Raw genomic sequence first — 16,989 nt, 5'->3', positions numbered from 1 at the left:
GGGTCAGCGCACGATGCCGCCGGCCCGGGCGGCCCGCAGCCAGTCGGGGAACTCGCCGGTCAGCCGGTCGTACAGCTCCGCGTCGGGCACGGCGCGCGGGTCGGGGCCGGCCGCGAAGAACCCGGCGTTGTCGACCACCCGTCTTTCCGGCACGGGCAGGTCGTCCAGCTTCCGCAGGAAGCGGAACTCGTCGTCCCCGAACCCGACGAACTGCCAGAACAGCGGCAGCCGCGACGCCTGGCACAGCACCCGCTCGGCGGCGGCCCTCGAGCTGGGGCCGCCGTCGGTCTGGAAGACCACCAGCGCGGGATCGGCGGAGCCGCTCGCCCGGTGGTGGTCGATCACCGCCTCCATGGCGAGGTGGTAGTTGGTGCGGCCCATGTGCCCCAGGGAGCCGTGGAGAGCCTCGACGCGCCCCGCGTAGTCCTCCAGCGCCACCTCGGCGATCCCGTCCACGCCGGTGCTGAAGAAGACCACCGGCACCCGCCCGTCGTCGTCCAGGTGCGCGGCCAGCCCGAGCACCTGCTCGGCCAGGTGCTGGACGGTGCCGTCGCGGTAGTACGGCCGCATCGACCCGGAGCGGTCCAGCACCAGGTAGACCGCGGCCCGCTGCCCCGACAGCCGGTGCTTCTCCAGGCTGACCGCGGCCTGCTTGTAGAGGCTCACCAGCCCCGGGGCGGTGGCCTCCAGCTTCTCCAGGCCGATGGCGGAGCCGGATTCCGGCCCGTTCCCCGGCCTCTTGACGTAGTCGACGGCCATGGCGCGCCCCCCTCGTGCTCGTGCGCTCGACGTGCGGACACCGAGGGTAACCGGGAGCGGCCGGAGGGCGGCACCCCTGTGGACGACCGGCCGCCGCCCGTCGCCGGACCGTTCCGGACCCGCCCGGATCGGCGGTTTTCGTCCCGATGAGTCGGGAAACCCGCCCGGCATGGCTCACACGGACGTACAGGAGATCCTCGGTTCCCTGAAGGACGTCGACTTCCCGGCGGACAAGGACGAGCTGCTGCGGGCCGCGAGGGTCGGCGGCGCGTCCGACGAGGCGCTCAAGGCGCTGCGCGGCATCCCGCCGGACCGGTACGACAACCGGGACCAGGTCGCGCGCTCGGTCCGCGTCGATCCCGACTCCGACCTCGGGCACAGCGCGGCGCAACGGGCCGAGCAGGCCCGCAAGGGCGGCCGCCCCGGCCTTTCGCAGCACCTCAGGGACGTTCCCGAACCCCCGGTGGAGGACGAACCGGACCGCTGACGGCGCGACGCCCCCCCGCGGAAGCGGACACCGACCGACCCGACCGACCTGACCCACCCGACCGACCCGACCGACGACGACCGTGAAGGGAGACCCATGTCGGGCAAGAAGATGGAAGGCGACGAGGACCAGAAGCGTGCCGCGGCCCGTGATGCCGAGCAGGCCGGCCACCGGCCCAGCGAGTGGAGCGAGACCACCGGCGCGTCCAAGCAGCGCACCCACCTCACCGGCCGGTCCACGATCACGCACGAGGAGCGCCTGGAGACCCGCGACCAGGGCAAGCAGGGCCGGCGCTCCTCGGACACCGGCCCCCGCCCGGCGGAGCGGACCGAGCGCGACTTCACCGGGCGCGGCGCCCCGGAATACGGGGAGGAGCACGAGAGGGTCTTCCGCGCCCTCGCCGCCGAGGAGGGCAGGCACCCCGGCGAACCCGTCCGCCTCCAGGACGTCTCCCGCGCCGCGGACCTGCCCGAGGAGCGGACCAGGGTGCTGCTGCACGACCTGGTGGCCGTCCACAAACTGGCCACCGAGGTCCAGGAGGGCGCCGCCCCCGACCTCGGCCCCCGCTACGAGACCAAACCCCGCCGCTGACCGGCCGGGGAGAGGGAAGAGCAGTCCCCGACGGTTCGGCCAGGTGCCGCGGGGACGAGCGCGGAGGCGACCGGCCGCGGCGGCGTCTCCGCGCGTCCCGCGGACCGGGCGCCGGGTGCCGGGCCCCGGTCGGGCGCCCGGCGCCCGGTCCCCGGGTCGCCTCCCGCGCCGCCCACGGGCCTCCCGCGCCGCCGCCCACGGGCCTCCCGCGCCGGGCGAGCGGGACGCGGCCACCGGGGCGGCCCGCGCGACGCCCTACGCTGGGGGCCAGGCAGTCACGAAAGGCCACCATGAGCGACTCCGGGCCCCGCAGATCCGTATCGGCGCACCAACCCGTGCGCGAGCAGGTGGCCGACGCCCTCCGCGCCGCGCTGACCGCGGGCGAGCTGCGGCCCGGGACCGTCTACTCGGCCCCCGCCCTCGCCGCCGAGTACGGCGTCTCCGCCACCCCCGTCCGCGAGGCCATGCTGGACCTGGCGCGCGAGGGGCTGGTCGAGACGGTGCGGAACAAGGGGTTCCGGGTGGCCGAGACCACCGAGCGGGACCTGGAGGACTTCACCGAGATCCGCGCCCTGATAGAGGTCCCGACCGTCGCCCGGGTGGCGCGGACGGCCACCGCCGGGCAGCTGGCGGAGCTGCGGCCCGCCGCCGAGGAGACCCTGACGGCCGCCCGCGCGGGCGATCTGGTCTCCTACCTGGACGCGGACCGCCGCTTCCACCTCGGCCTGCTCTCCCTGGCGGGCAACCCCCGCCTGGTGGAGGCCGCCGGCGACCTGCGCCGCCGCTCCCGCCTCCACGGGCTCACCGGCGCCCTCACCGGCGCCGGGGGCACGCGCGTGCTGGTGGAGTCCGCGCGGGAGCACGTCGAGCTGCTGGACCTGATGCTGGCCGGCGACGCGGACGGAGCCGAGAGGCGCATGCGCCACCACCTCACCCACGTCCGCTCCCTGTGGGCGGCCCGGCGCCGCGAGCGCTCCTCCGGCCGCGGCGCGACCGGCTGAGCCGCGCCCGCCGCGCCGCGGGCGCGGTGTCCAGGGTCCCGGGCCGGGCGTCGGCCCGCGCCGCAGGGGACCGGCCGGGGCCTGTCGGCGCCGACGGCGCCGACCCGCCCTCCCGGGCCGTCGGCGGCCTCCGCAGCCGCCGCGCAACCGCCGCGGAAACCGCGCCCCGCCCGGAGGCGTCCTCGGGGGAGGTCCCGCCTGTTCGGCGGCGCCGGCCGGTCGACCGGGCCCGGGACCGGCTGCCGGAGGGCTCGGCGCGGTGTCGGCGCGGTGTCGGCCCGTCCCCGTCCGGCGTCAGCGCGGTGGCGCCGGACGGGGACGGGCCGGAACGCGGCCGGCCCCCCTCAGCACTCGATGACGTTGACGGCCAGCCCGCCGCGCGCGGTCTCCTTGTACTTGACCTTCATGTCCGCGCCCGTCTCCTTCATCGTCTTGATGGCCTTGTCCAGGGAGACGTGGTGGCGGCCGTCGCCGCGCAGGGACATCCGGGCCGCGGTGACCGCCTTGACCGCCGCCATGCCGTTGCGCTCGATGCAGGGGATCTGGACCAGACCGCCCACGGGGTCGCAGGTCAGGCCCAGGTTGTGCTCGATGCCGATCTCGGCGGCGTTCTCGACCTGCTCGGGGGAGCCGCCCAGGATCTCGGCGAGGCCGCCGGCGGCCATGGAGCAGGCGGAGCCGACCTCGCCCTGGCAGCCGACCTCGGCGCCGGAGATGGAGGCGTTCTCCTTGAACAGCAGGCCGATGGCGCCCGCGGTCAGCAGGAAGCGCACGACGGTGTCGTCGTCGGTGCCGGGGACGAACTCCATCGCGTAGTGCAGGACGGCCGGGATGATGCCCGCCGCGCCGTTGGTGGGGGCGGTGACGACGCGGCCGCCCGCCGCGTTCTCCTCGTTGACCGCCATCGCGTAGAGCGTCAGCCACTCCATGGCGTGCGCCGCGGCGTCGCCCTCGGCGCGCAGCCGGCGGGCCGAGGCGGCGGCGCGCCGGCGGACCTTCAGACCGCCGGGCAGGATGCCCTCCCGCGACAGGCCGCGGGCCACGCACTCGCGCATCACCCGCCAGATCTCCAGCAGGCCCGCGCGGATCTCCTCCTCGGTGCGCCAGGCCCTCTCGTTCTCCAGCATCAGCGCCGAGACCGACAGGCCCGTCTCACGGGCGGTGCGCAGCAGCTCGTCGCCGGTGCGGAAGGGGTACTTCAGCACCGTGTCGTCGAGCTTGATGCGGCCGGAGCCGGCCGCGTCCTCGTCCACCACGAAGCCGCCGCCGACCGAGTAGTACGTCTTCTCCAGCAGCGGCTCGCCGTCGGCGCCGTACGCGGCGAGCGTCATGCCGTTGGCGTGGTACGGCAGCGAGCGGCGGCGGTGCAGCACCAGCTCCCGGTCGACGTCGAAGGCGATCTCATGACCCGCGCCGCCCGCCTCCTCGTCGGCGGTGAGCAGGCCCAGCCGGCCCGAGCGCCGCACGCGCTCCACCTCCGCCTCCGCCGCCTCGACGTCGACGGTGCGCGGCGAGTGGCCTGCCAGGCCCAGCAGCACCGCCTTGGGCGTGCCGTGGCCGTGGCCGGTGGCGCCCAGGGAGCCGAACAGCTCGGCCCGCAGCGAGGCGGTGCGGGTCAGCACGCCCTCCTTCCGCAGCCGGCGCGCGAACATCCCGGCCGCCCGCATCGGGCCCACCGTGTGGGAGCTGGAGGGGCCGATGCCGATGGAGAAGAGGTCGAAGACGGAGATGGCCACGGTGGCGGACTCCCTTGTCTGCTCGTGGTTCGCGGCCCGCCGGGTGCGGCGGGCGTGGGGTCCCGCGGATGCGCGGGACACGGGGCGGGACGGGTGCGCCGCCGGTCGGGCGGCGCACCCGGGGTGCCGCGCCCGGGCCTACAGGCCCGGGTACAGCGGGTGCTTGTCGGCGAGCGCCGAGACGCGGGCGGCCAGCTTCTCGGCCGCGCCCGCGCCGTCCCGGTCGAACGACGGCATCAGCGCCTCGGCGATGACGTCCGCGACCTCGCGGAAGTCATCGGCCGTGAAACCGCGCGTGGCCAGTGCCGGGGTGCCGATGCGCAGGCCCGAGGTGACCATCGGCGGGCGGGGGTCGTTCGGGACGGCGTTGCGGTTGACCGTGATGCCGATGCCGTGCAGGCGGTCCTCGGCCTGCCGGCCGTCCAGCTCGCTGTTGCGCAGGTCGACCAGGACGAGGTGGACGTCGGTGCCGCCCGACAGCACGGACACGCCCGCCTCGGCCGTCTCCGGCCGCGTCAGCCGCTCGGCCAGCAGCCTCGCGCCCTCCAGCGTACGGCGCTGGCGGTCCTTGAACTCCTCCGTCGCCGCGATCTTGAAGGCGACCGCCTTCGCCGCGATGACGTGCTCCAGCGGGCCGCCCTGCTGGCCGGGGAAGACCGCGGAGTTGATCTTCTTGGCGTACTCCTGCTTCGACAGGATCACACCGCCGCGCGGGCCGCCGAGGGTCTTGTGGGTCGTGGTCGTGACCACGTCCGCGTACGGCACCGGGTTGGGGTGGAGGCCCGCGGCCACCAGGCCGGCGAAGTGCGCCATGTCCACCATCAGCAGCGCGCCCACCTCGTCGGCGATGCGGCGGAAGGCGGCGAAGTCGAGCTGCCGGGGGTACGCCGACCAGCCGGCGATGATCAGCTTCGGCCGGCGCTCCCGCGCCAGCCGCTCGACCTCCTCCATGTCGACCAGGCCGGTCTCGGCGTCGACGTGGTAGGCGACCACGTCGTACAGCTTGCCGGAGAAATTGATCTTCATGCCGTGGGTCAGGTGGCCGCCGTGCGCCAGGTCCAGGCCCAGGATGGTGTCGCCCGGGTCCAGCAGGGCGAACATCGCCGCGGCGTTGGCCGAGGCGCCCGAGTGCGGCTGGACGTTGGCGGCCTCGGCGCCGAAGAGGGCCTTCACCCGCTCGCGGGCGATGTCCTCGATGACGTCGACGTGCTCGCAGCCGCCGTAGTAGCGGCGGCCGGGGTAGCCCTCGGCGTACTTGTTGGTGAGGACCGAGCCCTGGGCCTGGAGGGCGGCGACCGGAGCGAAGTTCTCCGACGCGATCATCTCCAGGGTGGTCTGCTGGCGGCGCAGCTCCGCGTCGACGGCTGCGGCGACGTCGGGGTCGACCTCGTGCAGGGAACTGTTCAGAAGTGACATCCGGGTCTTTCCGATCGTGGTGTGCTGGCGGCGGGCGACGGATTCGGGCGCGGGCGGCGCCGGGCGGCGGGGAGGCCGGTCACTCGCCGGTGAAGGCGGTGTACTCGTCGGCGGAGAGCAGGTCCTCCGGCTCCTCGGTCACGCGGACCCTGAACAGCCAGCCGCCCTCGAAGGGAGCGGAGTTCACCAGCGCCGGGTCGTCCACCACGTCCTGGTTGACCTCGGTGACCTCACCGGAGACCGGCGCGTACAGGTCGCTGACCGACTTGGTCGACTCCAGCTCGCCGCAGGGTTCGCCCGCGGTCACCGTGTCGCCGACCTCGGGGAGCTGCACGAAGACGACGTCGCCGAGCGCGGTGGCCGCGTGCTCGGTGATGCCGATCGTCGAGACGCCGTCCTCGGCGGCCGACAGCCACTCGTGCTCCTTGCTGTAGCGCAGCTGCTGGGGGTTGCTCATGGCGCAATTCTCCTGATCAGAGGTGTGGTGTGAGAAATGGGTCTTGCCAGGTGGGACGGCGGGGGCCGGACGGCGGGGCCGCGGCGGCACAGGGACCGTCAGCGCTCGCGCCGGTAGAACGGCAGCGCGACGACCTCGTACGGCTCATGCGTACCGCGGATGTCCACCGCCACACCCCCGGTGCCGGGGGCGGCGTGGGCGGCGTCCACGTACGCCATCGCGATCGGCTTCCCCAGGGTGGGGGAGGGGGCGCCGGAGGTGACCTCGCCGATCACCGCGCCCGCGGCGTCGACCACCGCGTACCCGGCGCGCGGCACCCGGCGGCCGGCGGCGACGAGGCCGACGAGCCTGCGCGGCGGGTTCTCGGCGGCCCGCGCGGCGGCGGCCTCCAGGGCGGCGCGGCCGACGAAGTCGCCGGGCTTGTCGAACTTCACCACGCGGCCGAGCCCGGCGTCGAAGGGGGTGGTGGAGCGGGTCAGCTCGTGCCCGTACAGCGGCATGCCCGCCTCCAGCCGCAGCGTGTCGCGGCAGGAGAGCCCGCACGGCACCAGGCCCGCGTCCGCGCCCGCGTCGGTCAGCGCCGACCACAGCGCACCGGCGTCGCCGGGGGCCACGAACAGCTCGAAGCCGTCCTCGCCGGTGTAGCCGGTGCGGGCGATCAGCGCCTCCACCCCGGCGACGGTGCCGGGCAGCCCGGCGTAGTACTTCAGGCCGTCGAGGTCGGCGTCGGTGAGCTTCGCCAGGACGGCGGGCGCCTCGGGACCCTGGACGGCCAGCAGCGCGTAGGCGTCCCGGTCGTCGCGCACGTCGGCCCCCGGGAGGCCGGAGCCGTCGCGCCGTTCGGTGAGGGCGTCCAGGACCACCTGGGCGTTGGAGGCGTTGGCGACGACCAGGTACTCCTCGGCGCCGAGCCGGTAGACGATCAGGTCGTCGAGGATGCCGCCCTCCTCGTCGCAGATCATGGTGTAGCGGGCCCGGCCCACGGGGACGGCGGACAGATGGCCGACCAGGGCGTGGTCCAGCAGCTCGCCGGCCTGCGGACCGGTGACGGTGATCTCGCCCATGTGGCTCAGGTCGAACAGGCCGGCGCGGGTGCGCACGGCGTGGTGCTCGTCGCGCTCGCTGCCGTAGCGCAGCGGCATGTCCCAGCCCGCGAAGTCCGTCATGGTCGCGCCGAGGGCGCGGTGCACGGCGTCGAGGGCGGTGCGGCGGGGGGAATCACTCATGGCTCGAAGCTCCCAGGCGAGGTGGCGATGGCGTGCGAGGACGGTGGGAAGGACACGTCCTCCCCATCTGTCATCGGAACCTGAGAGGTTCGCCACGAGTCCGCACGGGCGGGCCACGGCTTGCACCTTGGGTGGGACGCCTCCGCTCGGGGGAGTCGTCCGCTTTTCAGATCTGCCTCGTCCACGCGGTATCGGGGCCTGAGAGATTCAAGGGAGGACTTGCTCCTTCGGCGCCCCGGAACCCGCCGTGACCAGCGGTTCTCCGGGAACTCTCCCGCGCGGACTCGATCGGCCGGTATGCAGTTGGCGCGCTCATCATCGCACGCCCGGCGCGCGGCGGGACCGCGCGGGCGCGAAGCGGCGGCGGCGGGGCGGGAACGGGACGGGGACAGGACGGGGACGGCACGAGGGGGCAGCACGGGGACAGGACGGGGACGGCGCCGTGACACACCTGGTGAGCGGCCACCTTGTCCGCCGTCGTCCTTCTTGACACGCTCTGGATGGAGCCGCGAGTGCGCGGCCGGAAAGCGGGGAGGGCTTACCGGTGAGCAGCCTGGAGAGTGCTTGTACGGCACAGGGCGGGGCGGTGCCCCGGCGCACGCCCGCGGCGAGGACGGCGGCGCGGGTCGGCGGGCGCGATCTGCGCGGCACCGCGGCGGTACGGGTCCTGCGCTTCCCCGCCGGGGACCGGGTGGTCGTCTCGGGGCTGCCGGGCAGCGGCAAGTCCACCCTCATCCGGCGCGTGGTCGCCGCCAACGAGACGGTGGTGCGGATCGACTCCCAGGACATGCGGGAGCGGTGGGAGCGGCGGATGCCCGCCCGGCTGCCGTACGCCGTCTACCGACCCCTGGTCCGGATCGCCCACTACCTCGCGCTGCGGCGGGCCCTGGCCTCGGGCGCCGGCGTCGTGGTGCACGACTGCGGCGCCCAGGGCTGGGTGCGCCGCTGGCTGGCCCGGGACGCGCGGCGGCGCGGACGGGCCCTGCACCTGGTGCTGCTGGACGTGCCGCCGCGGGTGGCGCTGTCCGGGCAGGCGGAGCGGGGGCGCGGCGTGTCGGCGTACGCCTTCGCCCGGCACCGCCGGGCGGTGCGGCGCCTGGTCGCGGACGCCGAGGAGGGACGGCTGCCGGAGGGCTGCGTCTCGGCGGTGCTGCTGGACCGGGCGGCGGCCGGAGCGCTGCGCGGAGTGGTGTTCGAGTAGCGGGTGGGGCGGGAGGGCGCGCGGACGGGGGAGGCACGGACGGGAGGGCGGGCGCGATCGCCCGGTGCCGATAGGGTTTCCACATGACCATCCCGCAGCAGTACGGACCGGGACACGGCGGTGGCTGGCCCGGCAACGAGCTGGAGGAAACCCTCGCCGCGTCCCTCGGCGTCCCCGGAGCGGGCGCCCGGCTGCTGGAGGTGCTCGGGCGCAGCAGCCTGTGGGTGCCGCTGCCCGAGGGCGGCGGGCCGGAGAGCCCGAACCTCGACCTGCCCACGATCCAGCTCGACGGGGCGCCCTACGTCCCCGTCTTCAGCTCCGAGCAGCAGTTCCTGCAGTGCGCCGGCTCGCACCTGTCCTTCGCCGTCGCGCCCGCCCGGGAGTTCGCCCGCGGTCTGCCGCCGCAGGTGGGCATCGCGATCAACCCCCAGGGCACCGTCGGCCTCCCGCTGCCCCCGCCCGCCGTGGCCGAGCTGTGCCGCGAGGGCGGCGCCGAGGGGATCCCGGGGGTGGTGAGCGGCGCCCGGGTCCGGCTCTTCGAGCCCGACTGGCAGGAGGAGCCGGTGGACTTCCTGGCCGCCGCGGCCGGGGAGTTCGCGGTGCTGCCGGGGGTCCGCACCGCGCGCCGCGGCCTGGCCAGCGCCGAGGGCGACCCGCCCGCGCTCTTCGTGGGCGTGGAACTGGACCTGCTGGACCCGGAGTCCAGGGCGGCGGCGCACGACGCGCTCGGCCGCGCGCTGGGCCGGGAGCCGGTGCGGTGGCCGGTGCAGATGGTGCTGCTGGACGCGGCGCGGGATCCGGTCGTGGACTGGATGCGCCAGTGCGTGCGGCCCTTCTACACGCGCCAGGACCAGCCGTACTGAGGCCGGGGCCGGCGCCGTCCCGAGGGCCCGTTCTGAGTACCCGCCCCCAGCAGCGGCTGAGTAGTCCGGGCCCTGTCGGACACGGACCGTAAGCTGGTTGGATGTCGGGGCGGGACGCGCGCGCGGCCCGGTGAGGTGAGGAAGACGCGAGAAGGGGCGGCCCACGTGAGCGCGGGTGGAAGCGTTGAGCAGCTGCTGCACCAGGTGGCGCCCGGGCGGTACGACACCTACGAAGCGCTGCTGCGCGCCCTCGCCTCCGGCCGGGTGTGGATGCTGCTCTGGCACGGCCGGGCCGGGTCGCCCGACGCCCAGTACGGGAACATGGAGGTCGCCGGGCACGGCTACGCGCCCTGCGTGACCTCCGAGCGGGAACTGGCGGCCTCCGGCTGGACCAGGGCGCACGAGGTGGTCGGCGGACGCGAGATCGCCGCCGCCCTCTTCCCCGACCGCTGGGGGCTGTGGCTCAACCCGCACGCGCCCGGCGGCGGCGTCGGCGTCCCGTGGCTCGACCTGCGCCGGATCGCCGGCGGGCTGGACCGGCTGCCGGCCGGCCCGCTGCGCATCGGCGAACCGACCGTGGACGTACCGCACTTCTACGCCCAGCTCGTGCAGAACGCCCACCGCACGCCCGCCGTGCGCACCCTGCGCCGGGCCTGGGTGCAGCCCGCCCTGGGGGCGCCGCACCTGGTGATCGGGCTCGACCTGTACGACAGCGCGCCGCAGGCCGTGGAGTCGGTGCGGTCGATGATGCAGCAGTCGGTGGCCGCGGTGCCGGACGGGCTGGCGGTCTCCACGGTGTCGATGTCGGACGAGTACGACCCGGTGGCCATGTGGCTGCGGGCCAACTCCCGCCCGTTCTTCGACCGTGACGCCCACGGCGGCGCGGCCCCCGCGGCGGCCCCCGGGCACGGCTACGGCTACCCGCGCCCCTACTGAGGCCGCCCGCCGGGACCGTCCGGCCGGCCCCGGCCGCTCCTCCCCGTCCCCGCCGCCGACGCTCCACCGCGCCGAGGGTTTCGTCCGTGTTTCCGTGCTTCGACCTGCGGTGTCGTCGTTCCGCGGCCAGGGTCTCAGGTCTATATCACCGACATGCGGACAGTTCACACCGATGGTTGGGCGCAGTACTGTTCGGGCGACCAGCAGTCGAACCGTCACCGACCCCTGAGGTGGAACATGCGAATAACCGGTTCCAGGGTCGTCCAGACGATCGCGGCCACCCTCGCGGTTGGTGTGATCGCCACTGGATGTGCCAGTGAACGAGGCGAGAAGAGCGAAGGGGGAGACACCTTCGTCTTCGGCGCCGCCGGTGACCCGGGCTCCCTGGACCCCGCGCTGGCGAGCGACGGTGAGACGTTCCGCGTCACCCGCCAGGCGTTCGAGGCGCTGATCGAGCACGAGCCGGGCGGCACCGAACTGGTCGGCGGCCTCGCCGAGTCGTGGGAGGCCGACGAGACGGGCACCCAGTGGACCTTCAAGCTCCGCAAGGGCGTGACGTTCCACGACGGCGAGAAGCTGACCGCCGAGGCGGTGTGCAAGAACTACGACCACTGGTTCAACTGGACGGGCACGTACCAGGAGAGCGCGGTCTCGTACTACTGGCAGACCATCTTCGGCGGCTTCGCCAAGAACGAGAGCAAGGACACGCCCAAGGCCAACTACAAGAGCTGCGAGGCGAAGGACGAGCTCACCGCCGTCATCAACGTGCACGAGTCCTCCGCCAACCTGCCCGGCGGCTTCTCCCTCCAGGCGCTCGCCATCCACTCCCCGAAGGCCATCGAGGCCTACGAGAAGCAGGAGCTGAGCGGCGAGGGCGACGCCATCTCCTACCCCAAGTACAGCCAGGAGGCGGGCACCGTCGCCGGTACCGGCCCCTTCAGGATCGTCGAGTGGGACAAGGGCAACAAGGAAGTCACCCTCGAGCGCTTCGACGACTACTGGGGTGAGAAGGCCGGTGTGAAGAAGCTGGTCTTCCGCACCATCGCCGACGAGTCCGCCCGCCGCCAGGCGCTGCAGGCCGGCAACATCCACGGCTACGACCTGGTCGCGCCCTCGGACGTGAAGACCCTGGAGAAGGAGGGCTTCCAGGTCCCGGTCCGCGGCGTGTTCAACATCTTCTACATGGGCATGTCGCAGGAGGCGAACAAGGCCCTGAAGAAGAAGGACGTCCGCATGGCGATCGCCCACGCCATCGACCGCGAGAACGTCGTCAAGACGCAGCTGCCCGAGGGCGGCGTGGCGGCCACCCAGTTCGTGCCGGACACCATCGACGGCTACTCGGACAAGGTCGCCTCCTACGCGTTCGACACCGCCAAGGCCAAGGACCTGCTGGAGAAGGCCGGCGAGGAGAAGCTCGCGGTCGACTTCTGCTACCCGACCGAGGTCACCCGTCCGTACATGCCCGCCCCGGCGGACATGTTCGAGCTGATGAAGGCCGACCTGGAGAAGGCCGGCATCAAGGTCACCCCCAAGCCCATGAAGTGGGCCCCGGACTACCTGGACGCCACCGAGGCCGGCTCGTGCGACCTGCACCTGCTGGGCTGGACCGGTGACTTCAACGACGCCTACAACTTCATCGGCACCTGGTTCGCCGGCTACGACAAGCAGTGGGGCTTCCGCGACGACAAGGTCTTCGACGCGGTGAAGAAGGCCGAGGCCGAGCCGGACGTCGCCAAGCGCGTGGAGCTGTACAAGAAGGCCAACGAGGTCATCATGGACTACCTGCCGGGCGTCCCGGTCTCCTCGTCCCCGCCGTCCATCGCGTTCGCCAAGGACGTCAACCCCCCGAAGGTCTCCCCGCTGACGCAGGAGAACTTCGCCGAGGTCTCCTTCAAGTAAAAGCATGACCGCGCGCAGGTCCGCCCGGCCACGGCATCCGAAGTGGCCGGGCGGACCTGCGCTTGAGGACCTGGAAACCAGAGAAAGGAGCATCGCGGGGTGTTGCGTCTCGTCGTACGAAGACTGCTCCAACTGATACCCACCCTGCTGGGCCTGTCGGTTCTGCTGTTCATCTGGCTGAACCGGCTGCCCGGCGGACCCGCCGCGGCCATGCTCGGCGAGCGCGCCACAGCCGCCGACAAGGCCCGCATCGAGGCGGCGCTCGGACTCGACCAGCCCGTGTGGGTCCAGTACGGCCGCTTCCTCAAGCGGCTGTTCGAGCTGGACCTGGGCGTCTCCACCCAGACCGGCCAGCCGGTGTGGGACGAGTTCACCCGGGCGTTCCCCGCCACGGTGGAGCTCGGGATCTCGGCCATGATCATCGCCATCGCCGTCGGCGTACCGCTGGGCTACTTCGCCGCCCGCCGGCGCGGCAGCTGGCTGGACGTCACCGCGGTCTCCGGTTCCCTGGTGGGCATCTGCATCCCGGTGTTCTTCCTGGCGTTCCTGCTCAAGGCGGTCTTCGCCGTCCAGCTCGGCTGGTTCCCCAGCTTCGGCCGCCAGACCACCGGCATCGACGCCACCGAGGTCACCGGCTTCTACGTCCTGGACGGCATCCTCACCGGCGAGTTCGACGCGGCCTGGGACGCGGTGAGGCACCTGGTGCTCCCGGCCCTGGCGCTCTCCTCGATCCCGCTGGCCATCATCACCCGCATGACCCGGGCCAGCGTCCTGGAGGTGCTCGGCGAGGACTACGTGCGCACCGCCGAGTCCAAGGGCCTGAGCCGGCAGGTGGTACGCGGCCGCCACGTGCTGCGCAACGCGCTGCTGCCGGTCGTCACCGCCATCGGCCTGCTCACCGGCGGCCTGCTGTCGGGCGCGGTGCTCACCGAGTCGGTCTTCGCCTTCGGCGGCATCGGCTCGTTCATCAAGACCGCCATCGACGAGCGCGACTACCCGGTCCTGGTGGGCTTCATCATGTTCATCGCGGCCGCGTACGTCGTCATCAACCTGCTGGTCGACCTCGCCTACAGCCTTATCGACCCGAGAGTGCGGGTGCACTGATGAGCACCAAGACCGACAAGATCGACCGGCTCGCCGAACTCACCGCGTCCACCGAGACCTCCACGGGCGCCAGTCTGTGGGTCGAGGCCTGGCGCCGGCTGAAGAGCAGCAAGATGGCCGTGATCGGCGCGTGCATCATCGGCGTGTTCGTGGTGGTCGCGATCGTGGGCCCGTGGGTCGCCCCGTACAGCCCCACCGCGCAGCTGTGGCGCGGTGAGGTCTTCACCAACCAGAACATCTTCGTCGGCCCCCGCGCCGAGAACTGGCTCGGCCTGGACCACCTGGCCCGCGACGAGTTCTCCCGGATGCTGGTGGGAGCCCGCCAGACACTGCTGGTCGGCATCGTCTCCACGCTGCTGGGCTTCACCGTCGGCGCGCTGATCGGCGGCGCCTCGGGCGCCGCCCTGGTGCTGGGCGGCAAGGTCGGCCGCCGGATCGACACCGCCGTGATGCGCGTCATCGACATCATGCTGGCGCTGCCCTCGCTGCTGCTGGCCGTCAGCATCGCGGCGGTCATGGGCCAGTCCCTGACCACCGTGATGATCGCGGTGGGCGTGGTGCAGATCCCCGTCTTCGCCCGGCTGCTGCGCGGCGCCATGCTGGCGCAGGGCGGCTCGGACTACGTGCTGGCCGCCCAGGCCCTCGGGGTGCGCAAGCGGCGCATCGCGCTCGGCCACGTGCTGCCCAACTCGCTGAGCCCGGTGATCGTCCAGGCCACCCTGAGCCTGGCCACCGCCATCATCGAGGCGGCGGCGCTGTCCTACCTCGGTCTGGGCAACCCCGACGCCGCCGAACCGGAGTGGGGCGTCATGCTGGCCCAGGCGCAGGGCTACTTCGACAGCGCACCGATGCTCGCGGTCTACCCCGCGCTGGGCATCATCGTCACCGCGCTCGGCTTCACCCTGCTGGGCGAGGCGATGCGGGAAGCCCTCGACCCGAAACTGCGGAGTTGATCACATGGCCCTGCTTTCCGTGGACGAACTGACCGTCACCTTCACCCAGCGCGGCCGGCGCGACGTGAGGGCCGTGTCGGGAGTGTCCTTCGACGTCGACCAGGGCCAGGTTGTCGGCCTGGTCGGGGAGTCGGGCTGCGGCAAATCCGTCACCTCGCTGGCCCTGATGGGGCTGCTGCCCTCCCGGGGCGTGCGGCTCGGCGGCCGGGCCGTCTTCGACGGCACCGCCGACCTGCTGACCCTGAGCCCGAAGAGGATGCGGGACCTGCGCGGCTCCCAGCTGGCGATGATCTTCCAGGACCCGCTGTCCTCGCTGAACCCGGTGGTGCCCATCGGGATCCAGGTCACCGAGATCCTGACCCGGCACCGGGGGCTGAAGGGCGAGGCCGCCCGCAGGGAGGCCGCCTCCCTGCTGGAGCGGGTCGGCATCCCCGACCCCGACCGGCGGCTGAAGGAGTACCCGCACCAGCTCTCCGGCGGCATGCGGCAGCGCGCCCTGATCGCCATGGCGGTGGCCTGCGCGCCGCGGCTGCTGATCGCCGACGAGCCGACCACCGCGCTGGACGTGACGATCCAGGCCCAGATCCTGGAGCTCCTCAAGGAACTGGTCGACGAGGAGGGCACCGCCCTGCTGATGATCACCCACGACCTGGGCGTGGTCGCGGGCCTGTGCGACCAGGTCAACGTGCTGTACGCGGGCAAGGTGGTGGAGTCCGCCGCGCGCCGCGAGCTGTTCGAGGCGCCGACCCATCCGTACGCCAACGGGCTGCTGGGGTCCATCCCCCGGCTCGACGCGCCGCGCGGCGAGCCGCTCCGGCCCATCCGCGGTTCCATCAACGACACGATCGCCTGGGAGGACGGCTGCGCCTTCGCCCCCCGGTGCGACCACTACACCCTCCAGTGCCTTCAGGGCACCCCGGCGCTGGGCGAGCCCCGCAGGCCCGGCCACCAGGTGCGGTGCGTCAACCCGGTGTTCTCCGAGGGCGCCGCCGAACTGCGCGGGGCCGCGCTGCCCGGGCCGGAGGAGGTGCCCGGGACGGACGCCGCCGGCGGCACCGCGTCCGGGCGGGCCGAGCCGGCGGAGAAGGCCGGGCCGGCGGAGAAGGCCGCGGCGGTCGAGACGGCCGGCACGGCCGAGAAGGAGGCCGGAGCATGAGTCTGCTCCACCTGAACGGTGTGAAGGTCCACTTCCCGGTGAAGAGGGGCATCCTCTTCGACCGCACGGTCGGCCACGTCTACGCCGTCGACGGCGTCTCGCTCTCCGTCGAGCCCGGCCAGACGTACGGTCTGGTGGGCGAGTCGGGCTGCGGCAAGACCACGCTCGGCCGGGCGATCCTGCGGCTGGTGGACGTCACCGACGGCGAGGTCGTCTTCGACGGCACCGACCTGGCGAAGCTGCCGGACGAGGAGATGCGCCGCTTCCGCCGCCGGCTCCAGATGGTCTTCCAGGACCCGCTGGGCAGCCTCAACCCCCGGCAGAACATCGAGTCGATCCTCTCCGAGGGCATGGAGGCCCACGGCATCGGCGCGAGCCAGGAGGAGCGCCGCGAGAGGATCCGCGGCATCCTGGCGCGGGTCGGGCTGCCCGCCAACGCGCTCTCCCGCTACCCGCACGAGTTCTCCGGCGGGCAGCGGCAGCGCATCGGCATCGCCCGGGCGCTGGTCCTGGAACCGGACGTGATCATCTGCGACGAGCCGGTCTCCGCGCTGGACGTCTCCATCCAGGCGCAGGTGATCAACCTGCTGGAGGAGCTCCAGCAGGAGATGGGGCTGACGTACGTGGTCATCGCCCACGACCTGGCCGTGGTGCGGCACATCTCCGACGTCGTCGGGGTGATGTACCTGGGCTCGCTGGTGGAGGAGGCGCCCAGCGACACGCTGTACGCCGAGCCCCGGCACCCGTACACCCGGGCGCTGATGTCGGCCGTGCCGGTGCCCGACCCGGAGGTCGAGGACAACCGCGAGCGCATCCTGCTCACCGGCGACCTGCCCTCCCCGGCGAACCCGCCGGCCGGCTGCCGCTTCCACACCCGCTGCCCGTGGAAGCAGGAGAGGCTCTGCGCGACCGACCGCCCCGAACTGCGGGACCTGGGCGGCGGCCACAAGGTGGCCTGCCACTACGCCGAGGAGATCGCCGACGGCCGGATCAGCCCCTCGCACAACGCGGCCCAGGTGGTTCCGGCCGGGCACGCCGGGCACGCCGGGCCCAGGGGGGACGCCGGGCACGCCGAGACCGAGGAGGCCGCGACCGCGGCCACATGAGCCGCGCACCGCGTCTTACAGCGTCCTACAGCGTCCCCGCGGACCGTACGGCCCCGCCGCCCGCCTCTCCGCCCGCACGGGCGGGAGGCGGGCGGAGA

16 protein-coding genes and 1 riboswitch are annotated in these 16,989 nt (G+C 73.4%); of the genes, 11 read left to right on the top strand and 5 right to left on the bottom strand.

Features of this window, described 5'->3' with window-relative positions; genetic code table 11:
- Positions 1-3: 3 nt before the first annotated feature.
- Complete coding sequence (locus QC029_RS21330; protein WP_279557338.1) at positions 4-759, bottom strand: VWA domain-containing protein; 756 nt, start codon at positions 757-759, stop codon at positions 4-6.
- A gap of 169 nt (positions 760-928) precedes the next feature.
- Between QC029_RS21330 and QC029_RS21325 the strand changes: the two genes are divergently transcribed.
- The 3 genes from QC029_RS21325 to QC029_RS21315 all read left to right on the top strand — a co-directional run bounded on the left by QC029_RS21325 (position 929) and on the right by QC029_RS21315 (position 2,838).
- Positions 929-1,246 carry a DUF2795 domain-containing protein gene (locus QC029_RS21325; RefSeq protein WP_279557337.1) on the top strand — a complete coding sequence of 106 codons (318 nt, stop codon included), beginning with the start codon at positions 929-931 and terminating at the stop codon, positions 1,244-1,246.
- Positions 1,247-1,342: 96 nt separating this feature from the next.
- The gene (locus tag QC029_RS21320; RefSeq protein ID WP_279557336.1) at positions 1,343-1,837 is read left to right on the top strand and encodes a hypothetical protein; all 495 of its coding nucleotides are present in this window, start codon (positions 1,343-1,345) and stop codon (positions 1,835-1,837) included.
- Positions 1,838-2,127: 290 nt separating this feature from the next.
- Positions 2,128-2,838 carry a GntR family transcriptional regulator gene (locus tag QC029_RS21315; protein ID WP_279557335.1) on the top strand — a complete coding sequence of 237 codons (711 nt, stop codon included), beginning with the start codon at positions 2,128-2,130 and terminating at the stop codon, positions 2,836-2,838.
- A gap of 344 nt (positions 2,839-3,182) precedes the next feature.
- On the opposite strand, the gene QC029_RS21310 is transcribed toward QC029_RS21315, so the two are convergent.
- The 4 genes from QC029_RS21310 to gcvT form a co-directional block, all read right to left on the bottom strand.
- On the bottom strand, positions 3,183-4,574 hold the full coding sequence (locus tag QC029_RS21310) for an L-serine ammonia-lyase (protein ID WP_279557334.1): 1,392 nt from the start codon (positions 4,572-4,574) through the stop codon (positions 3,183-3,185).
- Between the two features lie 138 nt (positions 4,575-4,712).
- Entirely contained in the window at positions 4,713-5,990 is a 1,278-nt protein-coding gene (gene glyA, locus QC029_RS21305) for a serine hydroxymethyltransferase (protein ID WP_279557333.1), read from the bottom strand.
- 79 nt (positions 5,991-6,069) lie between these two features.
- A complete protein-coding gene (gene gcvH, locus QC029_RS21300) occupies positions 6,070-6,447 on the bottom strand; it encodes a glycine cleavage system protein GcvH (RefSeq protein ID WP_279557332.1) in 378 nt (125 codons plus the stop codon).
- Between the two features lie 98 nt (positions 6,448-6,545).
- Complete coding sequence (gene gcvT, locus QC029_RS21295; protein WP_279557331.1) at positions 6,546-7,673, bottom strand: glycine cleavage system aminomethyltransferase GcvT; 1,128 nt, start codon at positions 7,671-7,673, stop codon at positions 6,546-6,548.
- A gap of 176 nt (positions 7,674-7,849) precedes the next feature.
- Positions 7,850-7,960, bottom strand: a riboswitch (glycine riboswitch).
- Positions 7,961-8,217: 257 nt separating this feature from the next.
- Here gcvT and QC029_RS21290 point away from each other — a divergent pair.
- The 8 genes from QC029_RS21290 (at position 8,218) to QC029_RS21255 (ending at position 16,891) form a co-directional block, all read left to right on the top strand.
- Positions 8,218-8,874 carry an AAA family ATPase gene (locus QC029_RS21290; protein WP_279557330.1) on the top strand — a complete coding sequence of 219 codons (657 nt, stop codon included), beginning with the start codon at positions 8,218-8,220 and terminating at the stop codon, positions 8,872-8,874.
- A gap of 83 nt (positions 8,875-8,957) precedes the next feature.
- Positions 8,958-9,737 carry an enhanced serine sensitivity protein SseB gene (locus tag QC029_RS21285; RefSeq protein ID WP_279557329.1) on the top strand — a complete coding sequence of 260 codons (780 nt, stop codon included), beginning with the start codon at positions 8,958-8,960 and terminating at the stop codon, positions 9,735-9,737.
- A gap of 165 nt (positions 9,738-9,902) precedes the next feature.
- The gene (locus QC029_RS21280) at positions 9,903-10,673 is read left to right on the top strand and encodes an enhanced serine sensitivity protein SseB C-terminal domain-containing protein (RefSeq protein ID WP_279557328.1); all 771 of its coding nucleotides are present in this window, start codon (positions 9,903-9,905) and stop codon (positions 10,671-10,673) included.
- Between the two features lie 237 nt (positions 10,674-10,910).
- Positions 10,911-12,572, top strand: a complete 1,662-nt coding sequence (locus QC029_RS21275) for an ABC transporter substrate-binding protein (protein WP_279557327.1) — start codon at positions 10,911-10,913, stop codon at positions 12,570-12,572.
- A gap of 99 nt (positions 12,573-12,671) precedes the next feature.
- Positions 12,672-13,676, top strand: coding sequence for an ABC transporter permease (locus QC029_RS21270; protein ID WP_279557326.1), 1,005 nt, complete (start codon positions 12,672-12,674; stop codon positions 13,674-13,676).
- On the top strand, positions 13,676-14,629 hold the full coding sequence (locus tag QC029_RS21265) for an ABC transporter permease (protein ID WP_279557325.1): 954 nt from the start codon (positions 13,676-13,678) through the stop codon (positions 14,627-14,629). Before QC029_RS21270 ends, QC029_RS21265 begins: the two co-directional genes overlap by 1 nt.
- A 4-nt stretch (positions 14,630-14,633) precedes the next feature.
- Positions 14,634-15,785: an ABC transporter ATP-binding protein gene (locus QC029_RS21260; RefSeq protein WP_279557324.1), complete on the top strand. Its 1,152-nt coding sequence runs from the start codon at positions 14,634-14,636 to the stop codon at positions 15,783-15,785.
- Positions 15,782-16,891: an ABC transporter ATP-binding protein gene (locus QC029_RS21255; protein ID WP_279557323.1), complete on the top strand. Its 1,110-nt coding sequence runs from the start codon at positions 15,782-15,784 to the stop codon at positions 16,889-16,891. Before QC029_RS21260 ends, QC029_RS21255 begins: the two co-directional genes overlap by 4 nt.
- The last annotated feature ends 98 nt before the right edge of the window (positions 16,892-16,989 follow it).

The organism is Streptomyces sp. DH37 (assembly GCF_029813835.1).
In the GTDB taxonomy this organism is placed as follows: Bacteria; Actinomycetota; Actinomycetes; order Streptomycetales; family Streptomycetaceae; genus Streptomyces.
The sequence above is the reverse complement of the archived record's forward strand: the minus strand, read 5'-3'. Positions and strand labels throughout refer to the sequence as shown.

Excerpts from the sequence above, each read along its gene's own strand:
- QC029_RS21330 (WP_279557338.1), bottom strand. The coding sequence starts at position 759 with ATGGCCGTCGACTACGTCAAGAGGCCGGGGAACGGGCCGGAATCCGGC.
- QC029_RS21325 (WP_279557337.1), top strand. The coding sequence starts at position 929 with ATGGCTCACACGGACGTACAGGAGATCCTCGGTTCCCTGAAGGACGTC.
- QC029_RS21320 (WP_279557336.1), top strand. The coding sequence starts at position 1,343 with ATGTCGGGCAAGAAGATGGAAGGCGACGAGGACCAGAAGCGTGCCGCG.
- QC029_RS21315 (WP_279557335.1), top strand. The coding sequence starts at position 2,128 with ATGAGCGACTCCGGGCCCCGCAGATCCGTATCGGCGCACCAACCCGTG.
- glyA (WP_279557333.1), bottom strand. The coding sequence starts at position 5,990 with ATGTCACTTCTGAACAGTTCCCTGCACGAGGTCGACCCCGACGTCGCC.
- gcvH (WP_279557332.1), bottom strand. The coding sequence starts at position 6,447 with ATGAGCAACCCCCAGCAGCTGCGCTACAGCAAGGAGCACGAGTGGCTG.
- gcvT (WP_279557331.1), bottom strand. The coding sequence starts at position 7,673 with ATGAGTGATTCCCCCCGCCGCACCGCCCTCGACGCCGTGCACCGCGCC.
- QC029_RS21285 (WP_279557329.1), top strand. The coding sequence starts at position 8,958 with ATGACCATCCCGCAGCAGTACGGACCGGGACACGGCGGTGGCTGGCCC.
- QC029_RS21275 (WP_279557327.1), top strand. The coding sequence starts at position 10,911 with ATGCGAATAACCGGTTCCAGGGTCGTCCAGACGATCGCGGCCACCCTC.
- QC029_RS21265 (WP_279557325.1), top strand. The coding sequence starts at position 13,676 with ATGAGCACCAAGACCGACAAGATCGACCGGCTCGCCGAACTCACCGCG.
- QC029_RS21260 (WP_279557324.1), top strand. The coding sequence starts at position 14,634 with ATGGCCCTGCTTTCCGTGGACGAACTGACCGTCACCTTCACCCAGCGC.
- QC029_RS21255 (WP_279557323.1), top strand. The coding sequence starts at position 15,782 with ATGAGTCTGCTCCACCTGAACGGTGTGAAGGTCCACTTCCCGGTGAAG.